Annotated in this window: 19 protein-coding genes; 12 read left to right on the forward strand and 7 right to left on the reverse strand. The window is 69.3% G+C overall.

Annotated elements, in window-relative coordinates; translation table 11 throughout:
• Window positions 1–8: 8 nt before the first annotated feature.
• The gene (locus CMC5_RS38360) at window positions 9–710 is read right to left on the reverse strand and encodes a TetR/AcrR family transcriptional regulator (RefSeq protein WP_063796428.1); all 702 of its coding nucleotides are present in this window, start codon (window positions 708–710) and stop codon (window positions 9–11) included.
• Between the two features lie 215 nt (window positions 711–925).
• Between CMC5_RS38360 and CMC5_RS38365 the strand changes: the two genes are divergently transcribed.
• The 3 genes from CMC5_RS38365 to prs all read left to right on the forward strand — a co-directional run bounded on the left by CMC5_RS38365 (window position 926) and on the right by prs (window position 5,092).
• Window positions 926–2,134: a serine hydrolase domain-containing protein gene (locus CMC5_RS38365; RefSeq protein ID WP_245678116.1), complete on the forward strand. Its 1,209-nt coding sequence runs from the start codon at window positions 926–928 to the stop codon at window positions 2,132–2,134.
• Between the two features lie 91 nt (window positions 2,135–2,225).
• The gene (locus tag CMC5_RS38370) at window positions 2,226–4,181 is read left to right on the forward strand and encodes an RluA/RlmK domain-containing protein (RefSeq protein WP_063796429.1); all 1,956 of its coding nucleotides are present in this window, start codon (window positions 2,226–2,228) and stop codon (window positions 4,179–4,181) included.
• Complete coding sequence (prs, locus tag CMC5_RS38375) at window positions 4,178–5,092, forward strand: ribose-phosphate diphosphokinase (RefSeq protein WP_050435044.1); 915 nt, start codon at window positions 4,178–4,180, stop codon at window positions 5,090–5,092. The genes CMC5_RS38370 and prs overlap by 4 nt, the downstream gene beginning before the upstream one ends.
• 16 nt (window positions 5,093–5,108) lie before the next feature.
• Here the strand turns inward: prs and CMC5_RS38380 are convergent, their stop codons facing one another.
• Window positions 5,109–6,041: an endo alpha-1,4 polygalactosaminidase gene (locus CMC5_RS38380; protein WP_050435046.1), complete on the reverse strand. Its 933-nt coding sequence runs from the start codon at window positions 6,039–6,041 to the stop codon at window positions 5,109–5,111.
• Between the two features lie 232 nt (window positions 6,042–6,273).
• On the opposite strand from CMC5_RS38380, the gene CMC5_RS38385 reads away from it, so the two are divergent.
• Window positions 6,274–7,332 carry a hypothetical protein gene (locus tag CMC5_RS38385; protein WP_156339188.1) on the forward strand — a complete coding sequence of 353 codons (1,059 nt, stop codon included), beginning with the start codon at window positions 6,274–6,276 and terminating at the stop codon, window positions 7,330–7,332.
• Window positions 7,333–7,533: 201 nt separating this feature from the next.
• Here the strand turns inward: CMC5_RS38385 and uvrB are convergent, their stop codons facing one another.
• Entirely contained in the window at window positions 7,534–9,672 is a 2,139-nt protein-coding gene (gene uvrB, locus CMC5_RS38390) for an excinuclease ABC subunit UvrB (protein ID WP_082363599.1), read from the reverse strand.
• Window positions 9,673–9,864: 192 nt separating this feature from the next.
• Between uvrB and CMC5_RS38395 the strand changes: the two genes are divergently transcribed.
• The 3 genes from CMC5_RS38395 to CMC5_RS38405 all read left to right on the forward strand — a co-directional run bounded on the left by CMC5_RS38395 (window position 9,865) and on the right by CMC5_RS38405 (window position 15,698).
• The gene (locus tag CMC5_RS38395; protein WP_050435048.1) at window positions 9,865–12,954 is read left to right on the forward strand and encodes a TIGR03960 family B12-binding radical SAM protein; all 3,090 of its coding nucleotides are present in this window, start codon (window positions 9,865–9,867) and stop codon (window positions 12,952–12,954) included.
• 345 nt (window positions 12,955–13,299) lie between these two features.
• Window positions 13,300–14,019 carry a sensor histidine kinase gene (locus CMC5_RS38400; protein ID WP_050435049.1) on the forward strand — a complete coding sequence of 240 codons (720 nt, stop codon included), beginning with the start codon at window positions 13,300–13,302 and terminating at the stop codon, window positions 14,017–14,019.
• Between the two features lie 488 nt (window positions 14,020–14,507).
• Entirely contained in the window at window positions 14,508–15,698 is a 1,191-nt protein-coding gene (locus CMC5_RS38405; protein WP_156339189.1) for an NHL repeat-containing protein, read from the forward strand.
• A gap of 95 nt (window positions 15,699–15,793) precedes the next feature.
• Here the strand turns inward: CMC5_RS38405 and CMC5_RS38410 are convergent, their stop codons facing one another.
• Window positions 15,794–16,249 (reverse strand): nuclear transport factor 2 family protein, encoded by a 456-nt coding sequence (locus CMC5_RS38410; RefSeq protein ID WP_050435051.1) that lies wholly within the window; start codon window positions 16,247–16,249, stop codon window positions 15,794–15,796.
• Between the two features lie 58 nt (window positions 16,250–16,307).
• Window positions 16,308–16,703: an NFACT RNA binding domain-containing protein gene (locus CMC5_RS38415; RefSeq protein ID WP_050436378.1), complete on the reverse strand. Its 396-nt coding sequence runs from the start codon at window positions 16,701–16,703 to the stop codon at window positions 16,308–16,310.
• A gap of 155 nt (window positions 16,704–16,858) precedes the next feature.
• Between CMC5_RS38415 and CMC5_RS38420 the strand changes: the two genes are divergently transcribed.
• From CMC5_RS38420 to CMC5_RS38435, 4 genes are all read left to right on the forward strand, one after another.
• The gene (locus CMC5_RS38420) at window positions 16,859–18,076 is read left to right on the forward strand and encodes a winged helix-turn-helix domain-containing protein (protein WP_050435052.1); all 1,218 of its coding nucleotides are present in this window, start codon (window positions 16,859–16,861) and stop codon (window positions 18,074–18,076) included.
• A gap of 118 nt (window positions 18,077–18,194) precedes the next feature.
• Window positions 18,195–18,791, forward strand: a complete 597-nt coding sequence (locus tag CMC5_RS38425) for an HD domain-containing protein (RefSeq protein WP_050435053.1) — start codon at window positions 18,195–18,197, stop codon at window positions 18,789–18,791.
• 15 nt (window positions 18,792–18,806) lie between these two features.
• Window positions 18,807–19,685: a hypothetical protein gene (locus CMC5_RS38430; protein ID WP_050435054.1), complete on the forward strand. Its 879-nt coding sequence runs from the start codon at window positions 18,807–18,809 to the stop codon at window positions 19,683–19,685.
• Window positions 19,682–21,694 carry a hypothetical protein gene (locus CMC5_RS38435; RefSeq protein WP_050435055.1) on the forward strand — a complete coding sequence of 671 codons (2,013 nt, stop codon included), beginning with the start codon at window positions 19,682–19,684 and terminating at the stop codon, window positions 21,692–21,694. The genes CMC5_RS38430 and CMC5_RS38435 overlap by 4 nt, the downstream gene beginning before the upstream one ends.
• A gap of 132 nt (window positions 21,695–21,826) precedes the next feature.
• On the opposite strand, the gene CMC5_RS38440 is transcribed toward CMC5_RS38435, so the two are convergent.
• Window positions 21,827–22,690: an alpha/beta hydrolase gene (locus tag CMC5_RS38440; protein ID WP_218920177.1), complete on the reverse strand. Its 864-nt coding sequence runs from the start codon at window positions 22,688–22,690 to the stop codon at window positions 21,827–21,829.
• 64 nt (window positions 22,691–22,754) lie between these two features.
• Window positions 22,755–23,189, reverse strand: coding sequence for an alternative ribosome rescue aminoacyl-tRNA hydrolase ArfB (gene arfB, locus CMC5_RS38445; RefSeq protein ID WP_050435057.1), 435 nt, complete (start codon window positions 23,187–23,189; stop codon window positions 22,755–22,757).
• 582 nt (window positions 23,190–23,771) lie between these two features.
• Here arfB and CMC5_RS38450 point away from each other — a divergent pair.
• Window positions 23,772–24,236: a hypothetical protein gene (locus tag CMC5_RS38450; protein WP_050435058.1), complete on the forward strand. Its 465-nt coding sequence runs from the start codon at window positions 23,772–23,774 to the stop codon at window positions 24,234–24,236.
• Window positions 24,237–24,254: the final 18 nt, after the last annotated feature.

Consider the following 24,254-nt stretch of genomic DNA (forward strand, 5'->3'; position numbering starts at 1 on the left):
GTTGGGCGTCAGTCCGTGGCCGGCTTGCGCTTCCGCGTGCGGGCCGCGGGCTTCTGGCGCGCAGAGGGGGCGCCGGTGGACGAGGTCACGGGAGGCCAGGCATCGAGGGCTCTGCGTGCGACCTCCTCCAGCTCGGCGCGGGAGGCGCCATCCCGGGCCTGGATGGACATTCCCTGAATGATGGCCCCGTAGAACTTGGCGAGCGCGGCGGCGTCGGTCCCGGCGGGGAGCTCGCCCTCACGGATGCCGCGGACGATGCGCTCACGCAGCAGCTTCTCGTTGGCGATGCGTCGATCCCGCAGCGCAGCGACGATGTCGGCCGAGGCAGGGACGCAGTTGGTGGCGCCGAGGACGATGAAGCATCCGGTCGGGTGCGCGGGGTCGCTGAACACGGCCGCCATCTCCAAGAGCATGCGGCGGATGGTGGCGTGCGCGGTCGGTTCCTCGGTGAAGGCGCGGGCAGTGCTGGCGCCATGGGTGGAGGCATAGAGATCCACGGCTTCGAGGAAGAGGCCCTTCTTGCTGCCAAAGGCTGCGTAAAGGCTGGGTGGAGAGATCCCCATCGCGGCCGTGAGATCGGCCAGGGAGGTAGCGTCGTAGCCGTGCTGCCAGAACAGGTGGAGGGCCGCCTCCAGGGCCGCCTGGCGATCGAAGCCGCGCGGGCGGCCGCGGGGGCTGGGCTCAGGATCAGGAGGCTGGAGGTGCTTCATAGTGGTCACTACAGAATGGCGTTGACCGACCTCGCTGTCGACCATATGTATCGATCACTATGGAAATACGACGCGCATCTTGGAGCGCGGCTGGCGCCGCTTTGTTCGCTGTCCTGTTGCCGCTGCTCCAAGGGGGATGCGCTGCGGGAGCCGCGGGGGCCGCGGGGGCCGCGGGGGTTCAGGGAACGCAGCCCCCCGAGGCCGAGGCACCTCGGGTGGGGTCGCGACAACCAGGGAGGCATGGCGGCTCTCCACGCGCGCATGTGGCGGGAGGCTTCGAGGAGGCGCTGAAGCGTCGGCTGGATGCCGCGGTGGATGCGGCGCTCGCCGAGGAGCGCATCGTGGGTATGGTGGTCGTGGTGGCCCGAGAGGGGGCGGTGGTGTACCGACGCGCCGCAGGGTTCGCAGATCGGGAAGCTGGACAGCCCGTCCGGGAGGACACGCCCTTTCGCCTGGCCTCGATGACCAAGCCGGTGGTCTCGGCGGCGGCGCTGGCGCTGGTCGATCGAGGCTTGCTGAAGCTCGACGATCCGGTCACGACGTGGCTACCGAGCTTTCGGCCGCGGCTCGCCGACGGGCGCGCGCCGACCATCACGGTGAGGCAGCTGCTCACGCACACGTCGGGCCTCGGCTACGGGCTGGACGCGGTGGGACGTGAAGCGTTCCTGCGGCTGCGGGTGTCCGGTGGGCTCGATCAACCAGGGTTGTCTCTCGAGGAGAACTTGCGGCGCCTTCAGCAGGTGCCCTTGAGCTTCGAGCCCGGCACACGCTGGCAATACTCGCTGGCCACGGACGTGCTCGGAGCCGTGGTGGCCCGCGCTGGAGGGGGAACGCTCGGCGAGGTCGTGCAGCGCTGGATCACGGGGCCGCTCGGGATCGACCTGGCCTTCCCTTCGGGAGACCCACGCCGGGTCGCGATGCCGTATGTCGACGCCTCGCCCCGGCCCGCGCGCATGACGGAGCCGCAGGAGGTGCCGTTCATGCAGGGGGCGCTCGTCTTCTCGCCGTCCCGGGATTTCGACGGGCGCTCGTATCCGTCGGGTGGAGCGAGCATGGTCGGGACGGCGGACGCGTACGTGACGTTCCTCGAGGCGCTGCGCACCGGTGGAGGCAAGATCCTGCGCCCGGCCACGGCGGCGGCGATGACGTCGAACCAGATCGGCTCCCTGGAGGTGGAGCAAGAGGGCGGGCGCTGGGGGTTCGGCTACGGGTTCGCCGTGCTGAAGCAGGCAGAGGGGGGCGGGATGCCGTCCGGTGCGGGGACGGTCCAGTGGGGTGGGGTCTACGGAAACCACTTCTGGGTGGATCCAGCGGCCTCGCTCACGGTCGTGGTGCTGACGAACACGGCGCTGGCCGGGATGGCCGGGCCGTTCCCGGCGTCGATCCGGCACGCCGTGTACGAGGCCTTGCAGGCGGCGGAATGAGCTGATGCCCACCAGGTCGCGCCGCGAGACAGGTCGGGAGCGCGCCAAGACGGTTACCCGTGGGCAGCGTCTGGGGTAGTAGACGGCGACCTTGCTCCCTCGCCTCCCTGTCCAGGCCATCTGGCCTCACTGGCGCTCCGCGTGGATCCTTCACGAGGATGCCGATCTCCTCGTGGTGGCCAAGCCGGCCGGCATCTCGACGCACGCGCCCGAGCCGGACCGGACCGACGATGCCTGGAGCCGCCTGCGCGCCTACCTCACGGAGACCCGAGGTGAGACGGATCCGTATCTGGGGATCCACCAGCGGCTCGATCGGGACACGTCCGGCGTGTTGTCGTTCACACGGCGTCGCGAGGCGAACGCTTCGCTCGCGCGGCAGTTCGAGGGACGCGAGGTCGAGAAGACGTACATCGCTGCGGTGACGTGGGCGGAGGGGCGTCAGCTCCCCTCGGTGCTTCGCCACCTGCTCGTGCCGGGCGAGGACGGCGCCATGCGCGCGCTGCCGCTGGCCGGGGCGCACGACAAGGGCGGCGCGCGACGGGATCCGCGGGGGCAAGAGGCGGTGACGCGCTGCCGGGTGCTATCGCGTCGAGGAGACCGGGCGCTGCTCGAGCTGCGGCCGGAGACGGGGCGCACGCACCAGCTCCGGGTGCAGCTCGCGGCGGAAGGGCTGCCCATCGCAGGCGACAAACTCTACGGGGGAGCGGCGGCGCCACGCTTGCTGCTCCATGCGGCGGCGCTTTCGCTGCGCCATCCGGAGGGAGGCGCCCCGATCACCTTCCGTGCCCCCGCGCCGCCCGAACTCGCAGGCTGGCTGGAGCCCTCGCAGAGCGTGGCGCTCACGGACCCGGCGGTCGTCGCGCGCGCCCTCTCGGAGGCGTCCGATCGGCGGTACGGGCTCGCCCATGACGAGGGGTTGACGGCATTTCGCCTGGTGAACGGGGGTGGGGACGGGCTGCCCGGGGTGGCGGTGGACGTGTATGGCGAGCACCTCGTGGTGTCGCTGTCCTCGGAGGAAGCGGAGAGCGCGCGGGACGTGATCCTGGACGCGGTCTACCGCCTCGGGGTCGAGGAAGGGGACCTGCCGCGGGTGCGGGGGGTGTACGTGAAGAGCCGCCCGAAGCATGCGAGCGTGATCGTGGACACGCGGCGGGACGAGTTCGCGCCTCGGCAGGCAGTCCGCGGCGAGAGCGCGCCAGAAGCGTTCACGGTGCTCGAGGGCGGGCTGCCCTACGAGGTGCGCCTCGGCGACGGGCTGTCGACGGGGATCTTCCTCGATCAACGGGAGAACCGGCGGAGGGTGCAGGCGCTCTCGGGCGGCGCGCGGGTGCTGAATCTGTTCGCCTACACCGGGGCCTTCACGGTGGCAGCGGTGGCTGGCGGCGCACGCGAGAGCGTGACGGTGGATGTCTCGCGCGGAGCGATGGCGTGGGCGCGGCGGAACCTGGACGCGGCCGGCGCCGACCCCGGGGCGCACGTGGTGGTGGAAGCCGACGTCTTCCCCTGGTTGAAGGCCGCAGCGAAAGCTGGCGAGCACTATGACCTGGTGCTGCTCGATCCGCCGAGCTATGCGACGACGAAGAAGAGCCGTTTCAGCGCCGAGAGCGACTACGGAAAGCTCGCTGCGCTGGCCCTCTCGGTACTCTCGCCGGGTGGCAGGCTGCTCTCGTGCACGAACCACCGCGGGATCGCGCGAGGCACCTTCCGACGACGCCTGCGCAACGCCGCACACGAGGCAGGGTGCGCGCTGGAGCAGCTCAAGGATCTGCCCGATCCCAGCGATTTCCCGCCTGAACCCGGCGCGGAGCCTCACCTGAAGAGCGTGCTCGCGACCCTCGCTCGACGCCCCGCACGCGACGCCGCTCCCGCACGCGATGCCGCACCCGCGCGCGACGCTGCGCCCACACGCGACGCTGCCCCTGCGCGCTCGGCCCCGACGCCTGGAGGTCCTGCTCGCACCGAGAAGAGAGCGCCAGGGACGGCACCCGGAAGCCGACGTCCGCCTCGTCAGAAGCATCGAGATCAGAAGCATCGAGGTCGATCATGAAGCGCCTGCTCTTCACCATTCAAAGCTACACCTACCTCGTCCCCGCCTTCCTGGCGGCCGGTGATTTCGAGCCCGGCGACGTCGAACACAAGGTGTTCCCCGACGGCGAGCGGTATTTGCGTGTCGCCACCGACTGCTGGGGTCGCGACGTGACCTTGCTCGGCGGCACCCCCAACGATCTCGACTGGCTCGAGCTCTACGATCTCGGGTATGCCATCTCGCGGGCTGGAGCGCGGTCCCTGTCGATCATCATTCCGTACTTCGGGTACGCCACGATGGAGCGCGCCGTGAAGCCCGGAGAGGTCGTCACGGCGAAGACGCGAGCCCACCTCGTGTCCGCCATTCCATCCTGCGAGGGCGGCAACCGCGTCTTCCTGTTCGACCTGCACACGGACGGCATCGCGTATTATTTCGACGATAGCCACGTGACACGGCACGTTTATGGTGCGCCGCTCATCTGCGAGGCCGTGAAGGCGCTGATGGGCGACCGCCCGTACGTGCTCGCTGCCACCGATGCAGGACGCGCCAAGTGGGTGCAGAGCCTCGCGCGGGACCTGGGGGTCGAGCCTGCGTTCGTCTACAAGGAACGCCGGGAGGGCGGCCTGGGGGTCACGGGCGTGAACGCCGACGTGGCGGGACGCGAGGTGGTCATCTACGACGACATGATCCGCACCGGGGGTTCACTGGTGCAGGCCGCGCGGGCCTATCGCGCTGCTGGCGCGACGAAGGTGCACGCCGTGACGAGCCACCTGGTGCTGCCGGGGGAGTCCCTGGAGAAGATCAGGGCAAGCGGAGAGATCACGACATTGATCGGCACCGACTCCCACCCTGGCAGCCAGAAGCTCGCGTCCACACCGGGTGCCCTGTGCTCCGTCGCGCCCTTGCTGGCCCGTGCCCTGGAGCCTGCCTGAGAAATACCGAGCGCGTCTACGGGCAGGCGACCCGCCAGGCATCGAGATCGATACGCTTGATGATCGTGCTCAACCCGAGCGGCTGCGTCACCGCGCACACGGTCGCGGTCTCGCTCTCGTCGACATATTCGGCGTGGAGCACCGCTTTGCCCGCTGCAATGAAGTTTCCCTCGTAAGCATCGCATTCACTGTACGCAAAGCACTCCTCATTGAGGGCCCAGTCGAAATACGGCTCGAGCGCGTCGAGCTGGTCCACGTCATTCTTGAGCCCCACCGAGAGGCCACGGGCGTGGGCCTCCTCGGCAATGAAGCGGTTGTAGTCGAGCTGGTCCGTCGCCGTGAGTCCAAGACCATTGTCGTTCGTATAGCCGTCGACGTTGTCGGGCTCGACGGCATCACATCCGCGCTGGACAGCGAGATCGAGCCGAGCGCGCATGATCTGGCGGACCTCCGCGCTCCGGACATCCACCCAGAGTTCGTCCTGGAATGGGGGATCGAGTGGGCTCCCCTTCACGGAATCGGGAAAGTCGCTGGAGTCCGGACGGTAGCTCTCGTAGCTGCCCGCGCTGAAGTAACAGAGGATGCTGCGACCCGCGGCGCGGAGGGTCGCGAACTCCGCGTCCGTGGTGGTGACCAGGTCGACGTCATAGACAGGGACGTCGATCGACGTATCGAGGGGTAGGCCCGAGAGTTGCCACTGCCACGCGATCCCCGTGGCGAGCTGAAGCACGCCATCGCCGCCAGCGCCACCGCCGCCACCAGCGCCGCCCCCGCCCGTCGCGTCGTTGCCCCCTGCGCCATCGCCACCACCACCAGCGGCCCCGGCACCTCCCCCACCCGCACCGTCCGTGCTCCGACCGCCATCGTCATCCCCGCACGCAATGGGGGCGCTTGCAGCCATCAGAGCAGCGACGACGAGCGGAAAACGGCTCCGGAGCGTGGATTGCATGAGGCTCATCTTATGCACGCCAACCCACCGCAGAAGAAGCGCCACCTCACGAAAGGGGCGCGCCCTCGGTGGCCGACAGCGCAGATAATGCTATTGACAATGGGTGCCATTTCGTGCCTTGGCGCCGGATGTCGAGGGATACGCTGTCCAGACCGTAAGGTGCGCACTGTACGCAGTGCTCCTTCTGGTCACAGTCGGTTGTGCGAGGACGGTTCCCCCACGTTACGCCGAGGTGCTCTCCAGATCACCGGTTGAGCCACCAGGGAACGTCGAGGACAAGCTGGTGCCGCCGGTGGGCGCCTGCCGCAGCCGGGCGTGGGAATACCTCGCCAATCGCGGTGAGCTGCTTCCGGAGCTCTCGCCGTCGCTACGCGACGAGACGGCGGCGGTGCTGCGGGGTCTCCACCCCGTCGCGCGGCGTGTGCTCGATCGGGTCCATGGCGTCTGGTACGCGGAGAACCTGAGCGACGCCGCCGCCGTGTTTCTGACGTGTTCGGTCGACGAAGAGACTGCCACGGGAGGCTTCATCCTCCTCGACGCTGCGCAGTTTCCCTTCGATAGACCCTTGAAAGACGTCGAGGTCCCCGCGCTCTACTGGCGCGCCCTCGCGCTGGATCCTGGGGCCATCGTTGGTGACGACGATCCTCTCCGCCGCCCACGCGGCTCGGATCGCATCAGCGCGCTGCATCACGCGGCCCGCTACCTGCTCCTCCACGAGCTGGGCCACGCGCTGTCTCTGCTGGCTGGCGAGTTCATCCTCGATGGGGAGCGGCGCATGCAGATCCGGGGCGAGACCGGGTTCACAGGGTTCTCGTGGCGGCTGATGACCACCGACGCGACCACGCTGCCTGGCACGCGTGATGGCGCGACGGTGCGGGCCGTCGTGCCTCGCTACGGGCTGGATCCCATGACCTGGGGGACCTTGCTGGACACGATCGGCGCCGACCCCGACCCGCTGGTACCGGGGTATGCGCTGACACGGCCCAGACGCACGCCGGCGACGCTGGCACGCGACGTCTGTGCAGGTGGGCTCGCGCTGGTCGGAGCAGGCTTCGTGACCCCCACCGCGGCGCGCTATCCCACGGAGGACTTCGCCGAGATGTTCGCGCACGCGATCCTCGCCGACGAGGGCAAGCTCCTGCCCGAAGATCGCATCCTCGTGGATCTGCCCGGCTGCGGGCGCCGACGGCTCCCGTCCCCCTACCACGCGGCCTCGGTCGCACCCAAGCGAGCCTATCTGGAGCACGCGCTGGGCCTCGATGGTGGAAGGTGGCGGTCCGCGCGCCGTTGAGGGCGCTGCGCGTTTGACGCGAGGCGCGAGCACGGCGACCCTGGGCCCCATGAGGCTCTCTGGCTCCCTGCTCGTCCTGGCCCTGCTCGCCCTCACAGGTCTCTCGGCCTGCGTACGCCAGGCCGCGCCAGCGCAACGCCCCTCCGGCTGTAGCTGCAGCGCTCGGCCAGCGCGCTAGCAGCTCAGCCTCCAGCGCACGCTCTAGCGGCTCTTGCTCTTGGCCCGCCCCCGGCTGGGCGCCGTACCTGCCGGGCCCGCCGTGCTGCGACGACGACCCGACCCGCTCGATGCTGGCCGTCGCTCCTTGGTGGGCTTCGCGACGCTCGCCTCGACGACGTCCTCGACGCCTTGCTGTGCCTTGAGGTTCCGGAGCTGATCGCGCAAGCGCGCGGCCTTCTCGAACTCCAGGTTCTCGGCGGCCGTGAACATCTCCTGCCGCAGCGCCTCGATCTGGTCCGCAATGTCGAGCTTGTCGCGCGCAGCCTGCGGCGAAGCGGTGCGGGCCGGCCCCTTGGACACGGCGTAGTAGTCGCGCCCGCCGGAGGTGGGTGACAGGTCCAGGATGGCCTTCTTCACCGTGGCCGGGGTGATGTTGTGCTCGATGTTGTACGCCTCCTGGATGGCTCGGCGGCGGTCGGTCTCCCCGATCGCGTGCTTCATCGCGTCCGTGATGCGGTCGGCATACATCAACACATGGCCGCGCACGTTACGGGCAGCGCGGCCGATGGTCTGGATCAGCGAACGCGGGCTGCGCAGGAACCCCTCCTTGTCCGCGTCGAGGATGGCCACCAGCGAGACCTCGGGGAGATCGAGACCTTCACGCAAGAGGTTGATGCCCACCAGCACGTCGAACTCACCCCGGCGTAGATCGCGCAGGATCTCCACCCGCTCCAGGGTGTCGATGTCGGAATGGAGGTACCGCACCCGCACGCCCAGCTCGGTGTAGTACTCGGTCAGATCCTCGGCCATGCGCTTGGTCAAGGTGGTGACCAGCACACGTTCGCCAGCGCTCACCGTCTCGCGGACGCGCGCGAGCAGCTCGTCCACCTGACCCGCCACCGGGCGCACCGTGATCTGCGGATCGGTGAGCCCCGTGGGCCGGATGATCTGCTCGACGACGGTTCCCCCGACGCGCGTCAGCTCGTACTCGCCCGGCGTGGCGCTGACGAAGAGCACCTGGTTGTAGTGCTCCTCGAACTCCTCGAACTTGAGGGGGCGATTGTCCAGCGCGCTCGGCATGCGGAAGCCATGCTCGACGAGCGTCTCCTTGCGCGCCCGATCACCACGGTACATCGCCGCCACCTGGGGGATGGTCTGGTGGGACTCGTCGACGATGAGCAGGAAGTCCTTGGGGAAGTAGTCGATCAGGGTCGGCGGAGGCTCGCCGGGGTTCCGGCCCGAAAGGTGCCGGGAGTAGTTCTCGATGCCGTTGCAGAAGCCCATCTGCTCGAGCATCTCCAGGTCGTACATCGTCCTCTGCTCGATGCGCTGCTTCTCCAGGAACCGGCCCGCTTTGTCATAAAACTCGATCCGGGTCTGGAGCTCTTCGCGGATGGAGGCGATGGAGCGGCGGAGCTGCTGCTGCTCGGTGACGTAGTGGGACCCTGGATAGACCGCGTAGCGGTCGAGCTGACCGACGACCTTCCCGCGGACCGGGTCGACCTCCTTGATGGCCTCGATCTCGTCACCGAAGAACTCGACGCGGATGGCGAGCGACTCCTCGTAGGCCGGGAAGATCTCCACCACGTCACCGCGCACCCGGAACGTGCCGCGGTGAAAGTCGACGTCATTGCGCAAGTACTGGATGTCGACCAGCCGCCGCAGGAGCTCGTCTCGCCGGAACTCCTCGCCCTTCTCCAGCTTGATGAGGAGCCCGTGGTAGCTCTCCGCCGAGCCGATGCCGTAGATGCAGCTCACCGAAGCGACGATGATCACGTCCGGCCGCGAGAGGAGCGCGTGCGTGGCCGCGTGGCGCATCCGGTCGATCGCGTCGTTGATGATCGCGTCCTTCTCGATGTACGTGTCGCTGGCCGGGACGTAGGCCTCGGGCTGGTAGTAGTCGTAGTAGCTGACGAAATACTGAACCGCGTTGTTCGGGAAGAGCTCACGCATCTCCCCGTAGAGCTGCGCCGCCAGCGTCTTGTTCGGCGCCAGGATGAGGGTCGGCTTCTGGAGGTGCTCGATGACCTTGGCAGCCGTGAACGTCTTTCCGCTGCCGGTGACGCCGAGCAGCACCTGGGACTGTTCGCCTCGATCGAACGCTGAACTGATCTCTTGAAGGGCGCGCGGCTGATCACCGCAGGGCTTGAATTCCGAGACCAGCTCGAAGGAAGTGGGCATGAAGGGCGGGACCATATCGGGCGCCTGACCGCCCTGCAACCCCGCAGAATTCCGTCCTAAAGGCAGATTCATTGCATTGCTGTGCGGGTCTCCGTGTTCCAGCCTGCGCTCTCTGGACCCGCTCGCGCGGCCTCACGACTGCGGTGGATGTGCCGCGCAGCAGCTCACCGTGCTAGGTGCCGGGAGCCCAACATGGACAACCTCCCTCTCCTGCCCGACCATCCGTACGCCGCGTTCCTCGATCAGGTCGACAAACCCGCGCGCTACACGGGTGGCGAGGTCGGCTCGATCGTCAAGGACTGGTCGAGCGTCGAGGCGCGTGTGTGCCTGGCCTTCCCGGATGTCTACGACATCGGGATGAGCCATCTCGGCTTCAAGATCCTCTACAAGATCCTCAACGACGACCCCCGCACGCTCGCCGAGCGCTGCTACGCGCCGTGGGTGGACATGGAGGCGCAGCTCGTCCGGAGGGGTCTCCCGCTGGTCGCGCTGGAGTCGGCCAGACCCCTGCGTGACTTCGACGTGGTCGGCTTCTCGCTCCAGTTCGAGCTGACGTACTCGAACATCCTGACGATGCTGAAGCTCGGCGGCATCCCGCTGCGCGCCGCCGACCGCGAAGAGGACGATCCGCTGGTCATCGCGGGTGGCCCGGTCGCCACCCACCCGGAGCCCATCGCTCCCTTCCTCGATCTGCTGGTCATCGGCGACGGTGAGGAGAAGGCGACCGAGGTCTCGCTCACATGGGCCCGACTGAAGAAGGCCGGCGTCCCCAGGAAGGAGCGCCTCGTGGCGCTCGCGAAGCTGGGGGCGGTGTACGTCCCTTCGCTCTACGAGACGCGGCTCGACCCGGACACCGGCTTGCACGTGGTGGATCGCCCGGTGGTGCCTGACGCGCCACTCCCTGTCGGGCGCGCGCTGGTGGATCTGAACCAGTATCCCTTCCCTGACGACGCGCCGACGGGCGGCCCCGAGGCGATCTTCGACCGCATGTCGATCGAGATCGCGCGCGGCTGCACCGAGGGCTGCCGTTTCTGCCAGGCGGGGATGATCTACCGGCCCGTACGCGAGCGCGATCCCGAGCAGATCGTCGACACGGTGATGCGCGCCATCAAGCGCTCGGGCCAGGACGAGGTCTCCCTGACGGCGCTCTCCACGGCCGACGTGTCCTGCATCTCGCCGCTCATCAAGAAGATCGGCGAGCGCCTCGCGGCCGAGCGCGTCACCCTCGGCGTCTCCTCGCTGCGCGCGTACGGGCTCGAGCCGGAGCTGCTCGATGAGCTCAAGCGGGTCCGAGCGGCCGGGCTGACGTTCGCCCCCGAGGCGGGCTCGCAGCGGATGCGCGACGTCGTGAACAAGAACGTGACGGAGGAGCAGCTCCTCGAGACGGCCGAGCGGGTGTTCTCCCGCGGGTTCGGGAAGATGAAGCTGTACTTCATGATCGGCCTGCCCACCGAGACCGACGAGGATGTGCGGGGGATCGTCGAGACCGGGGCGCGGACGGCCGCGACCGGCCGAAGGGCGGCCGGGAAAGGCAAGCCGGCCGATGTGACGGTCAGCGTCTCGACACACGTCCCCAAGCCCCATACTCCCTTCCAGTGGGCCGCGATGGACAGCCTGTCCGAGGTGTCCCGCAAGCAACAGCTCCTCAGGTCGACCGTGCGCCCCTACCGCGCGGTGACCCTGCGCACCCACGAGGCTCACGCCAGCGTGCTGGAGGGCATCTTCGCGCGAGGCGATCGCCCCCTCGCCGATGTCCTCGAGCGCGCATTCCACAACGGCGCCCGGTTCGACTCCTGGGACGACCAGCTCAAGCTCGAGGTCTGGGAGGAGGCATTCACCCACTTCGGCATCGACCGGAGCCGCTACCTCGGCACCCTGCCCCTGACCGCGCGCCTCCCCTGGGACCACATCGATGTGGGGCTGGAGGAGGGGTTCCTCGCCAAGGAGTACCGCAAAGCGATCCAGAGCCGGCTCAGCCCGCCGTGCGGCAAGGTCGCCGGCATGTTCGTGCATCACACGAACCTGGAAGATGCCCGCGCCGACGAGCGGCGGCTGGTCTGTTACGACTGCGGCGTCGCCTGCGACCTGTCGCTGATGCGCGAAGAGCGGTTCAGCTTCCTGCAGAAGCTCGGCGCTGAACGGCGCGCTCTCCCGGTGATCCAGCCCGAGGCCCCGCCCCCCGCAGAAGGCGCCGTCGACGCGAGAGGGGCGACCCCCTCGGTCACGCAAGCTGCAGAAGCAGACCCCTCCGTCACGCAGGCGGCAGGAGCAGATCCCTCGGTCACGCAAGCTGCAGAAGCAGACCCCTCGGTCACGCAGGCGGCCGGAACCCAAGCGAACGGCGGGGCCACGGATGGGAGCCTCGATCCCACGCTCGGAGCTCTCCCTGCGGCGACCTCGCCAGCAACGACGGCCGCCTCACCGGCCAAGAAGCGCCCCCCTCAGCGCCAGGGACGCGGCGGCATCGCCTACCGGCTCCGCTACGAAAAGGTCGGCCCCATGGCGCTGCTCGGTCATCTCGACGTGGTGCGGGAACTCCCCCGCGTCCTGCGCCGCGTCGGCGTCCCGATGACGTACACCACCGGCTTCCACCCCAAGCCGGACATGACCTTCGGCCCAGCGCTCTCGCTCGGCGTCATCACCCTCGACGAGTACGTCGACGTGCGGCTCGAGCAGGAACTCGACCCGGAAGCCCTCGATGCACTCGTCCAGGCGATGTCCGCGTCGAGCCCGCGCGGCCTCGTCTTCCGTGCAGCCGCGCGGCTCGGCGCAGACGACCCGGCTCTCGGCAAGGTGATCAGCGGTGCACGCTACCTGCTGATCATGGCCCGAGCGGCCGCTGGCGGAGCGGACGCCGAGCGGATCCTGGAGGCCCGCTGCCGCGCCGCCATGGAAGCCACCACCCTGCCTCACCGGCGGGAGATCAGCGGCCTCGCGAAGATGATGGACGTCCGCACCTACCTGAAGCGCGCCGAGGTCGCGTCCCCTGAGTCGCTCCTCGCCCTGGAGCGCGCTGGACTGACCGGAGACGTGGTGGCCCTCGACGTCGAGGTCGACATCCTGGGCTCGGGCTCCGTCAAATCCTCGGAGGTCGCCGCGGCCATCGTCGGCGAGGGCGGCGTCGCGCCAGCCCACCGCGCCATCCGGCTGGAACTCATCGCGCGCAGCGAAGGAGGTCAGCAGGTCTCCCCCCTCGACCTCGCCGCGCTCCGACGTCCACGCCCTCCCGTGCGAGAGCGCCCGCCCGCCCCGCCGCCTGCGCTCACGGCCGACGCCGAATAGCTGGGCCTGCCTGTGCCACGCCCCAGACCCATGTCCGTCCTCCGTGGCGTCGGCTTCACTCCATGACACCGTTGTCAGGGGTCGCGTACGCGACCCCCCACCAAAACACGCTGAAACTGCGCTTTCCAGCCAACGAAAGCCGAGGAGTTCGAGGTCGGCACCACTCTTGCTCCTAGTGGGTGTCGTCGCGGACGGCGGTTGCCAACTCTCGCGAGCTTCTTCGCTTTCCTTGCACGCTGGCGCGCCGCCGGTGGCCTGATCCGCAAGACGGATTGTGCCACCGGCGGCGCGCCGCCTTCCTTCGCTTCTTCTTCGCTTGCTTCCCTTCCAGTATGCTCGGAAGGCATGTCCGACGCTGAAACCTCCGACCTGGAGTGGCGTGCGGCGCGTCTCGCAGCAGCCGGCGCCGTGGGCGCGAGTGTGGCGCATGAACTCCGCAACGCCCTCGCCATCGCGGAGTCATCGCTCTATCTCGCCCAGCGAGACCTCGACGATCGAGCCCGCGTTTCAGGTCACCTGACCAAGGTGGCCGCCGAGATCCGGAAAGCGCACCAGGTCATCGGCAGCGTGCTCGGGCTCGCACGCGGAGAGCCTTTGCGATGCGAGCCCGTCCCGCTGCTCCAGTTCCTCGAAGCTGCACGTCACGGCCTCGTGACCCCCGGGCACATACGCTTCGTCACCGCAGTGGAGCCCGCGGATCTCAGCGTCTGCTGCGATCCCATCCTGCTCGAGCGGGTGTTCTCCAATCTCTACCTCAATGCGGTCGACGCGCTGAGCGAGCGCCCCGAAGGGACCATCGCCACCCGCGCCTGGCGCACCGGCGACCAGACCTGGCTGGAAGTCGAGGACGACGGCGAGGGGCTGCACCCGACCATCCAGGAGCGCATCTTCGAGCCGCTCGCCACCACCAAGGCCGCCGGCACGGGGCTCGGACTGGTCCTGAGTCGCGTGATCGTCGAAGCGCACGGAGGCACGATCAGCGCCCTGACGAGCGAGCGAGGGGGCACCGTGTTCAGGTTGTGGTTGCCCGTGGTGAGCGACTCGGCCTGCTACGGGAGCGTGTAGGAGGTCCACGCCTCGAATCTCTGGCGCAATCACGAGGAGCGGATGTTCGCTCTCGCTGTGCATCACCTTCACTCGTCTGCGAAGCCCTGGTCATCCCGACTACCTGGTCCGCCCCATGCTTGACCTGGGGGGACGCCGCCCTGCTGGAGCGCCCGTCGCGCCCACGAGGACGGCGCCACGGGAGCCGGGCCATGAGATCTGCTTGGGTACGGAGAGGCGTCTGGACATTGTTCGCAGCAATGCTCTCGGGTTGTGCCGTCGACACCGCGAATGAAACGAGCGGGGTAATGCTCCATGAGCCCGTCCGAACACCAGCCCGAGCACCGATTGGAGCGCCTGGCGAAGAAGATCTGTGGAGCGGGACCTCCTGCCTTTTCAGCAGCGCGCTGGGAGGACCCGAGTTCGTTGGAGGGAATGGCAATCCGGGAGCCTCGCTCGCGCTCGATCATGCCGGGAATGCCTTCCTGGGGGGTGATTTCCAGGTTGAGATGAAGATCGGGGGTGAGGCCTTCTCGAGCGTCGAAGGGAGCGTCGACATCTTCGTGACGAAGGCACGTGAGACTGGCGGCATCGCCTGGAGCAGACACTTCGGCGACCGGGAGAAACAGCACCTCTCGGACGTGGCGGCAGCCCCCGATGGCGGCGTCGTCTTCACGGGCGTCTTCAGCGGAACCATCGACTTCGGTGGTGGCCCACTGACGGCGACCGTGCCCGCCATCTACCTGGTGAAGCTCGACGCAGAAGGACAGCATGTCTGGAGCCGCAGCTTCCACGACGAAGAGACGATGACCTGGGCCTACGCCGTCACCGTCGACCCTGCAGGCGACGTCGTTCTGTACGGGAACCTCGAAGGGTCTCTGGACTTCGGCGGGCTCGAACTCGAGACGGGGGGGCTCTTCCCGTTCCTCGTCAAGTTCGACGATCAGGGCCGCCCGCTCTGGGGCAAATCATTCAGAGGATCGACCGATCAGACACCGCTCGCGATCGCGACGGATCAGACGGGGAACATCTACGTCACGGAGGAGGCGAAATACGCCACGATCGACGGCAAGCACCTCATGGGCGACGCCTTCTCCAACGCGCTGACGGCCAGCTTTGCCCCCGACGGGACGCTCCGCTGGGCCCGCATCTTCAGGGAGCGCCAGGGCGCGACGTCCAGCGGCGCACCGGACACCATCCCGGTCTCGATGGCGGTCGATCCCTCCGGCAACGTTGCCCTGACGGGGGTCTTCGGCGGGACGATCGACTTCGGGAGCGGCGCGCTCACGGCGGCCGATCCCCATGGCTACGCATCCTACGTGGTGAAGCTGAACACGCACGGCGACGCCCTCTGGAGCGTCGCCCTCGACACGGACACGGTGAAGTCGGTCGGCTTCGATGGGGTGGGTGATGTGCTGGTCGGTGGCTCGTTCGCGGAGCGGCTCCTCCTCGGCGATACCCTCCACGTCACGGATGGCGACGCCGACATCTTCGCCGCGCGGCTGAACGGCACCAACGGGACACCCAGCTGGAGCCACAGCCTCGGCGACGGGGCCGACCAGCGGGCGACCCGCATCGCCATGGATCAGGGGGGGCGGCTGGTCCTCACGGGCGTCTTCGACGGCAGCCTGGATCTCGGCTGCGGCGCGCTGTCCAGCGGAAGCGGCAACGACCTCTTCCTCGCTGGCCTGTGCCCCTGAACCTCACTGCACGAGAGAAAGCTCCCCCGCCAGCACAGCGCCCCTCATTCACACGCCAGCGGCGCGCGCCCCCGCTGCCCCTCCGGCGGTGGGCATCATGCTTCTGCGGCCGTCGAGCCATCCCCCTCCTGCTCGACGACCACCTCTTGCCCGGCCGTGGACCAGTGCATCTGCACGAACACCCACGCCTCGTCCCGATGCTCTGCAACCGCCGTGACGCGGATGTTCCGATGATCGAGCACCTTCTCGCCGGCCCTGGCCTGGAAGCGCAGCGAGGGCGAGCCGACGCAAGCAGCTCGCCCTCCGGCCAGCTCCAGGACGACCAGCGTGTCGGGGTCGATGGACACGCGCAGCTCGGCGAGGGCATCGAACTGCCGCATGAATGCGGATTCGAGAGCGGGCCAGCCCCGGAGGTGCAGGTTGGCCTGCGTCCCGTAGAACAGCAGATCGGCGTCCCGCGCGAAGAGCGCGCGCAGACCCTCCATGTCGTAATCGGTGAGCGCTCCCGTGAAACGCGCCACGAGCTCACAAACGTCGGCGATCGCTGCCATGCTGCTGAGACCTCTCCTGTCGTGTCTGCCCCGTGTAACGGCTGACGAAGGCCGGAAGTCAGGGCGTCTCGTCGGCGTCCGATCCCGGCACCGCGGGACGAACGCGGACACTCTTGTACCGCGCGAGGGAGACGAGGCCGGCTGGCGCGCCGCGCGGCTTCGAGACGTCGGCCGCCCTGCACACGTGGACCTCCACCTTCGCTGCGGCGCGGGCTTTCGAGTACCAGGCCGCCGCTGCCGCTGCGATCTCGACGACCGCGCGAGGCACCTCACCCCGCTCGGGGTTGCGGACGACGACATGGCTCCCCGGGGTGCCTCCCGCCACGTGGAGCCAGAGATCCTGGGGCTCTGCCACGTCGAAGGTGAGATGATCGTTGTCCTCGTCGCCGCGGCCGATGAGGATCTCGAAGCCCTCCACGTTCACGGTGCGGTAAGGTCGTCCCTTGCTGCCCACCGCGGCAGCATGCGGCGCGACGAAAAGGAACACAAGCCGCTGTCGCCAGCTCGACCGGCGGCTCACTCGCCCCAGACCAGCACGGCACGCCCGCGTTGCGCCGCAGCTCACGGACGCAGGCCCCACCCCAGCGCGACCACCGCTAGGATACCGTCGTGCGCGCCTCCCCACCGGAACGTCTCTCTCTCGCCGCGGCCCGACGCATCGCCCTGCATGCCCAAGGCTTCGCCGACCCGCGCCCCACCGGCCGCGTCGATCGCCGCCACGTCCGCCGCGTCGTGGAGCGCCTGGGCGTCATCCAGCTCGACTCCGTCAACGTGCTGACGCGCTCTCACTTCCTGCCCTTCTTCTCTCGCCTCGGCCCGTACCCGAGCCACGCCATCGCCGAGCTCGCCGAGGACCGCCGCGAGCTCTTCGAGTACTGGGCCCACGAAGCGTCGCTGCTGCCGGTCGACCTGTACCCCTTGTTCCGCTGGCGCATGGAGCGCGCTGGCCAGGAAGCCTGGGGGCGAATGAAGACCCTCGGGCGCGAGCGCCCCGACTTCGTCCGCGCCGTGCTCGACGAGGTCACCACCCGCGGCCCCCTCCCCGCGAGCGAACTCTCCGACGCAGGCCACCGACCGAAGGCCGGCATGTGGAGCTGGAGCGACGGCAAGACCGCGCTCGAGTGGCTGTTCTGGAGCGGCCAGATCACCGCTGCCGGCCGCAGGCCGAGCTTCGAGCGGCTCTACGACCTCCCCGAACGCGTCCTGCCTCCTCTCGTGCTCACCACCCCGGTTCCCGACCCCCACGCGGCCCAGCGCAGCCTGCTCCTGCGCGCCGCGCGTGCCCTCGGCGTGGCGACCGCACGCGACCTCGCCGACTACTTTCGCATCCGACCGCCCGAGGCCCGCCCCCGCCTTGCCGAACTCGTCGAGCTGGGCTCCCTCCACGAGGTCGACGTCGAAGGCTTCGGCGAGACCGCATACCTTCACCCCGAGGCGCGCGCCCCACGGCGGGTCGAGGCCAGCGCGCTGCTCTCGCCCTTCGACTCGCTCGTCTGGGAGCGCAACCGCACCGAGCGCCTCTTCGGCATGCGCCTCCGCCTGGAGATCTACACGCCCGCCGAGAAGCGCGTCCACGGCTACTACGTCCTGCCGTTCCTGCTCGGTGAAACCCTGGTGGCGCGCGTCGATCTCAAAGCGGACCGCACCGCGTCGACCCTCCGCGTTCAGGGCGCGTTCGCCGAGGCTGGCCACGCACGCCCGGAGGTCGCCGCCGCCCTCGCCCGCGAGCTGCGCGCCATGGCCGACTGGCTGACGCTCGAACGGATCATCATCGCCTCGCGCGGAGATCTCGCCCGACTCCTCGCCCGCTCCGTACGCTCTGTCTGAACAACATCGCCACGGGCGTCCGCCCCCCTCTCCGCATGCATCCAGCCCCGCCTGATCCCGGCGTGAGGACCCGTCCAACCAGCTGCCAACCCCTCGCCCCCCCGGTATCCTCATCGCCGTGCCCGAGCGACCCGACCTCGTCGTCCCCTTCATCGCGCAAGACCTCGCGAGCCCGACGCTCGTGTCCCCCTGCGTGGTGAGTCCTGCGGACATCTTCGCCGCCATCGAGGTGGAAGCGCGCCGCTTCGCCGAAGAACGCCACGCAGCCCAGCGCTACGGCGAGCACCCGTACACCTTCCACCTCGAGAAGGTCCGCGCCGTTCTCACGGAGCTCGACTACCACGGCCACCTCGGCATCGCCGCCTGGCTGCACGACGTCGTCGAGGACACCACCACCACCTGCGATGAGATCGCCACGCGCTTCGGCGCCGAGGTCGCAGGCCTGGTCTGGGCCGTCACTGGCGTCGGTCCCACCAGGAAAGCCCGCAACGCCGCGATGTACGAGAAGATCCGGCGCACCCCCGACGCCGCCATCCTCAAGCTCGCCGACCGCATCGCCAACGTCGAGGCCTCCCGCACCCGCCCCGACAAGCGCCGCATGTACCGCGACGAGGCCCCCGACTTCGAGCGCGCGCTCGTGGGCCTGGGCGACCCGCGCCAGTGGACCCGCCTGCGGCTCGCCCTGGAGAGCCCCACCGTGCCCACCGAGGGGTGATATCGTCGCAAGCCGATGACGATCCCCTCCAAGGGAAAGCGCCCCCTCGCCCCGCTCGACGCAATCATCACCAAACTGGCCGAGAACGGCCACCTGGAGATCACCTTCGAAGACGCTCAGGCCTCCCCCGCCGAGTACGCCCTGCTCGTCGACCACATCGAGGACGCCGCCCCCCGCACCCTCACCGTCGTCTGTGACCCCACGAGCCCCGGGAGCGCCTTCAGCGACGCCTTCGCTGGACGCACCCTGCCCTCGGTCACCGCCTTCATCTTCGACACCGACTTCCAGACCCTCACCCGGCAAGGCCGAAACACCTGCGGCGACCTCGCAGACCTCCTCACCGCCTTCCCCAGCCTCGAGCGCGCCTTCGTCACCGGCCGCAACGCACTCCACGGCGTCCGTCACGAGCGCCTGCGCGCCCTCTACCTCCTCGGCGATCCCCTCCATCCCGAGACCATCGACGCGCTCGGCACCTGCACCTTCCCCGCCCTGGAAACCCTCGGCCTCTGCCTCTGCTCCGACCACGAACCAGGACCTTCCGACCTCACCGCCCGCGCCCTCCGCGCCCTCTCTGCCCCTGCCCTGCAGAGCGTCACCCTCAGCGGCCTCGACGAGACCACCCGCTTCCTCGACGCGCTCACGAGGACCCCCTTGCCCTCCTCCTGGTCGCACCTTCACCTCGACGGCACCGTCGACGACGAAGACACCCTGCTCGACCTGCTTCGAGCACGCGCGCCCCACCTGCGCTCGCTCACCCAGCTCAGTCTGCCCCTCGGCGACTACCTCTCCCTCGACGGCATCGACGAAGCGAAGCGCATCCTCCTCCCCCTGGAGGTGGACGACGAGAGCGACCACGGCGACACCTTCCTCCCGGCCACCTACAGCGCCTGGTGAAGCTGGCCCTCCTGGCTGGCCTCCTGCTGGCCCTCCTCCCCCGCCCTGCCCACGCCGACGCCCCCTCCTGCGCCGCCTCCGTGCACGGTTGGATCGCGCGCGCAGGCACCGAGATCGGCACCCCGGCCACCGCCGTCGCCTGCCACGGCGAACGCGTCCGCCTCCGCCTCACCCCCGAAGGCGCCCCGCCCCTCGACATCGATCTCGCCCCCCACGCTGCTCGCGCCTTCCGCACCGTCGGCCCCTGGGGCCTCTCCCCCCTCCTCGAAGTCAGCGACTTCAAGACCGTCCCCGAGCCCCAGCAGCGCGCCTTCGACGCCCTCTGCACCTGGATCGCCCAGCACCCCGACGACCTCTCCACCGGCGCCCAGGCCACCCCTGCCGTCCTCCGCACCACCCTCCCCCCGGCCAGCGCACGCCCCTGGCGCGCCCCCTGGGCCCTCCTCGCCGCCCTCCTGGCCCTCCTCGCCCTCGCCGCCTCCCCTCACCTCACCGCCCCGCCCCTCGCCTCACCGCGCCTCTCCCCGGCCCGCCCCGCCCCCACGCGCCCCTTGCTCGCCCTCTTCGCCCTGGCGCTCACCTTCCGCCTCGCCCTCGGCCTCTGGGGCCCCCTTCACGTCAACGGCCAGGGCGGCCTCTGGATCCTCGCCGCCACCCTCGACCCCACCGAGCTCGAACACTACGGCCCGGGCTACGCCGAACTCTTCTCCCTCATCCCGGCCTTCGGCCTCGCCGGCGACCGCGCCCTCTTCGCCCTCAACGCCACCCTCGGCGCCCTCGCCCCGCCCCTCCTCGCCCTCCTCGGCCTCCGCCTCGGCCTCACGCGCCCGCGAGCCCTCCTCGCTGGCGCCCTCCTCGCCATCGACCCCATCTCCACGCTCATCGGCGCCACCGAATCCTATTTCCCCCCCATCCTCACCGGCACCCTCCTCGGCGCTTGGGCCTGGCTCTCCACCGCGCACGCCCTCGAACGCCACCGCCACCGCGAAGCCTTCCTCCGCGCCCTCGTCGGCGCGGGCACCGCCATCACCCTCGTCCGCCTCCACCCTGGCGCCTGGCTCCCCGCGGCCCTGAGCATGCTCTGGCTCCTCCCGGGCCTCTCCTTCCAGCGCCCCGTGCGACGCCTCGCGCTCGCCGCCGCCCTCGCCACCACCGTCGCCCTGCTCATCGCCCTCACCAGCGGCCGCCTTCTTCTCGCCACCCTCGAAGCCATCCGCGCCGGCGAACTCGCCCGCGTGAACCTTCACCCCGCCACCCTCGTGCGCGCCCTTCCCGCGCCCGCGTGGCTCCTCTTGCCCCTCCTCCCCCTCCTGCTCCGACCGCGCGCCCTCGCCCCCTTCGTCGTCCTCTACGGCGCCGCCGACCTGCTCCTTCGCCCCATCTACACCCAGAGCGACCTCTGGCAGCGCAGCTTCGACCGCGTCTACCTCTGGCCCCTCGTCCTCGGCCTCTTCGCCCTGCGCCCCCTCCCCGTGCGCACCCTGCGCGCCTGGGCCCTCCCCGCGCTCCTCGCCACGGCCCTCGCCGCCGCCTGCACCCTGCACCTCCGCAGCGACCCCACCACCGACGCGCAGGAGTACCACTGGACCCGCGACGTCCTCGCCCGCACCCCACCCGACTGCCGCGTGCTCTACATCGGCTTCGCTGGCCGCCGAAACGCCTTCCTCCCCACCTTCGCCGCGCCGAACCGCGCCCCTGGAGCTGCCATCCGCCTCGACACCCGCAGACCCCAGTCCCTCCGCGACATCCTCGGTGAACCCCTCGGCTGCGTGCGCTACGTACGCGTCGCCATGTGCGGCAGCACCGAAGCCGCCCCGGGCTGCACCGCCATCGAACGCCAGCTCCAGCTACGACCGCTCGACCACAGCGACCACCGCGGCGTCGAGAGCTACCGCGGCTTCGACTTCGGCCCCCGTCCCCAAACCGCCCTCTTCGAGGTCACCGGCCTCCAGCCCTCCCTCGAAGACCAGCCCCCCGCAACCCCCCGCACAGACGCCCTTGCCGAGTGACCCTCCGTCCCGCTACGCCGCGTGCCCCCCCGTCCCCCCACCGTGTGACTCGATCTGCACCGCCTGACCTCCGTCGCGCTGCACCGTGGTCGACGTCCCACGAACGCCTCTGGACGAGCGCTCCCCCGACGCTCAGCGCGACCCGCTGGAAGGCAGCGCCTTCCGCAGCAGCTCGAACACGTCCTGCCGCATCTCCTGGCTGATCGAGTGGCCCACCCCTGGATAGCCCTTCAGCTCCACCTTGATCCCCCGGGCCGCGAGCGCCGCGACCGCCTCGCGCGTCGGCCCGATCGGCACCCGCGCGTCGTCCTCCCCGTGCAGCGCCACGATCGGCGGCACCCCCTTCGCATCGGCGCTCGCGGCGAGGATCGCGGGAGGCACCCACCCCCCGATCGGAAACGCCGCAGCCACCAGGTCCGGATGCCGCAGCGCCAGCGCGAACGACAGCGCTCCGCCTTGCGAGAACCCCGTCACCACCGGCTTCCCCACCGTCGGCCTCGTCGTCTCGAGGTGCCGCAGCGTGGACGCCAGCGCATCCGCGGCCTCCAGGATCCCTTGTGCCGTCTCGTCCGTCGCGAGCCCCGACTGCAGCGCGAACCACGAGAACCCATCGCCCAGTGGTGACAGCCCACGCGGCACGATGACGCGCGCAGGCCGATCGAAGCCCGCGAGCGCTCCCGCGAACGTCTCCGGCCGGTCACCTCGCCCGTGAATCGCCACCAGCATCGGCAACGGCGCGCTCGCCTCCGCGCCCCCGGTCACCACCTCCAGGTACTCGACCCTCCGGGGAGCCGCCGACGCCGCGGGCGCCGCTGACGCCCCTGCCGACGACGGCGCCGCTGCCGACGACCCCACCGACGCCACGCCCGAAGGCGCCTCCCGAGGAGCGCTCGCCCCCTCCTGCCGAGACCCGGCATCGCAACCGAGACCGACCAGCACCCCCACGATCACTGGAAGCAGGGAAGCCAGCCTCCCTCGCCCTCCAGCCCGACGCACCCTCGACACACCCTTCATCCGGGGAGGATGCCCTCCGCGTGCCCCCTCGGCCAGCCCTGTGCGCTCACCCCTCCGCGCCCACCTTGACCGACCGCCCCCGCTTTCGCTCCGCCGTGTGCCGCTTGTTGGAGAGCCTCGCCTCCACCGCACCCCGCGGAACACGCGCCTTCTTGCGCCGCACCGGCTCCACCATCGCCGCGCGCACCATCGCCCGCACCTTGTCGAAGGCGTCCTCCAGGTTGCGAGGCTGATCGCGCGTTTTCTGGCTCGTCACCTGCAGAAGCCCCTCGGCATCCAGCCGCCCCTCGGCCGCCACGCGCAGCCGCGCTCGTGCGCTTTCCGTGAGCCCCACGACGGCCTCCAGATCCACCCGCAGGTCGACCTTCGAGGACACCTTGTTGACGTTCTGGCCCCCGGGTCCCGACGCGCGCACTGCCGTCATGCGCCACGCAGTCGGAGGGATGAATACATGCTCGGAGATCTCGATGGGGCCAGTCATGGGATTCGCTCGACGGTTCTCGATGTGAAGGAAGAAAGTACCGCCGCAATGGTCCGATGACGGGCAAACGCGACGACACTCTTCTCTAGAGCATGGCGCTCGCGCCGTCGAGCCACGGAAAGCCACGGGCGCCCCGAGCGGAAGCCGTTCTCCCCCTCATCACCCCCTCTTTCCGTCATCACCCCTCAGTACGTTGCACCACGCCCCTTCGGCACGCTGGCTCACACCTGCCAGGCCTTCACGGAAGTCGTTGAAAAAGTGAAGGAATGAGGTCGATGACGGTCGGAGCGCGACCGCGCGTGTGCTCCGCCGTGCGCTGTTCACGACGTGCGCAGGGGGCGGATGTGTTCTGTCACCGCGAGAGACGACCTCATCTCCACGAAACCAGGCGAAATCCAGCGCGACCCCCTGTCTTCCCTTCTCGTGGGAATCCAGCCCCTCCAGATGGCCTCCCAGATCAGGCCGCAACGGATCGACCGTGCAGCCCAGGGCGTTCGCGTGTCGGCACGGCAATAGCAATACGAAGAAATCACTGCCGATTGACGCATCAATCACGATGCGATGGCAAAGAGGATAGCGACAATGAAGACCACGATGAAGACGGCCATGTTCGCGATGGGTGCAGCAGCCATGATGATGAGCGCCCCGGCGATGGCCGGCGGGAGCTCGGGCGGGAGCTCGGGAGGGAGTTCAGGTGGGAATTGCAGCGCATGTGATCGCGACGGCCTGATCTCGGCCCTCAACAACCTGGACGCGGAGATCTCCCAGCTCGACCTGCTCGAGAACATCAGCGACATCTACATCGTGGATACCGCCGACGTGCTCCGCGGCGGACTCCTCAACAACCTGATCTTCAACAACCTCCTGAACCTCAACATCCTGAAGATCAACCTGCTCCAGTCGGTCCTCAGCGATTTCACCCTGATCGATTTCGACGGGACCCTCATCGATGTCGGCGACATCCTGAGCAACAACGACGTGGATGTTTCCGATGTGGTGGCCGTCGACGTGCAAGACGACGATTCCGTCATCATCTGGCACAAGTGACGGTGACGCGGGACGATT

The sequence above is a fragment of the Chondromyces crocatus genome (assembly GCF_001189295.1).
GTDB classification, from domain to species: Bacteria; Myxococcota_A; Polyangia; order Polyangiales; family Polyangiaceae; genus Chondromyces; species Chondromyces crocatus.

What these genes read in the sequence shown, in the direction of transcription:
- CMC5_RS38360 (WP_063796428.1), bottom strand. Translation starts at nt 710, where the DNA reads ATGAAGCACCTCCAGCCTCCTGATCCTGAGCCCAGCCCCCGCGGCCGC.
- prs (WP_050435044.1), top strand. Translation starts at nt 4,178, where the DNA reads ATGAAGCGCCTGCTCTTCACCATTCAAAGCTACACCTACCTCGTCCCC.
- CMC5_RS38380 (WP_050435046.1), bottom strand. Translation starts at nt 6,041, where the DNA reads ATGCAATCCACGCTCCGGAGCCGTTTTCCGCTCGTCGTCGCTGCTCTG.
- uvrB (WP_082363599.1), bottom strand. Translation starts at nt 9,672, where the DNA reads ATGCCCACTTCCTTCGAGCTGGTCTCGGAATTCAAGCCCTGCGGTGAT.
- CMC5_RS38395 (WP_050435048.1), top strand. Translation starts at nt 9,865, where the DNA reads ATGGACAACCTCCCTCTCCTGCCCGACCATCCGTACGCCGCGTTCCTC.
- CMC5_RS38400 (WP_050435049.1), top strand. Translation starts at nt 13,300, where the DNA reads ATGTCCGACGCTGAAACCTCCGACCTGGAGTGGCGTGCGGCGCGTCTC.
- CMC5_RS38405 (WP_156339189.1), top strand. Translation starts at nt 14,508, where the DNA reads ATGAAGATCGGGGGTGAGGCCTTCTCGAGCGTCGAAGGGAGCGTCGAC.
- CMC5_RS38410 (WP_050435051.1), bottom strand. Translation starts at nt 16,249, where the DNA reads ATGGCAGCGATCGCCGACGTTTGTGAGCTCGTGGCGCGTTTCACGGGA.
- CMC5_RS38430 (WP_050435054.1), top strand. Translation starts at nt 18,807, where the DNA reads ATGACGATCCCCTCCAAGGGAAAGCGCCCCCTCGCCCCGCTCGACGCA.
- arfB (WP_050435057.1), bottom strand. Translation starts at nt 23,189, where the DNA reads ATGACTGGCCCCATCGAGATCTCCGAGCATGTATTCATCCCTCCGACT.
- CMC5_RS38450 (WP_050435058.1), top strand. Translation starts at nt 23,772, where the DNA reads ATGAAGACCACGATGAAGACGGCCATGTTCGCGATGGGTGCAGCAGCC.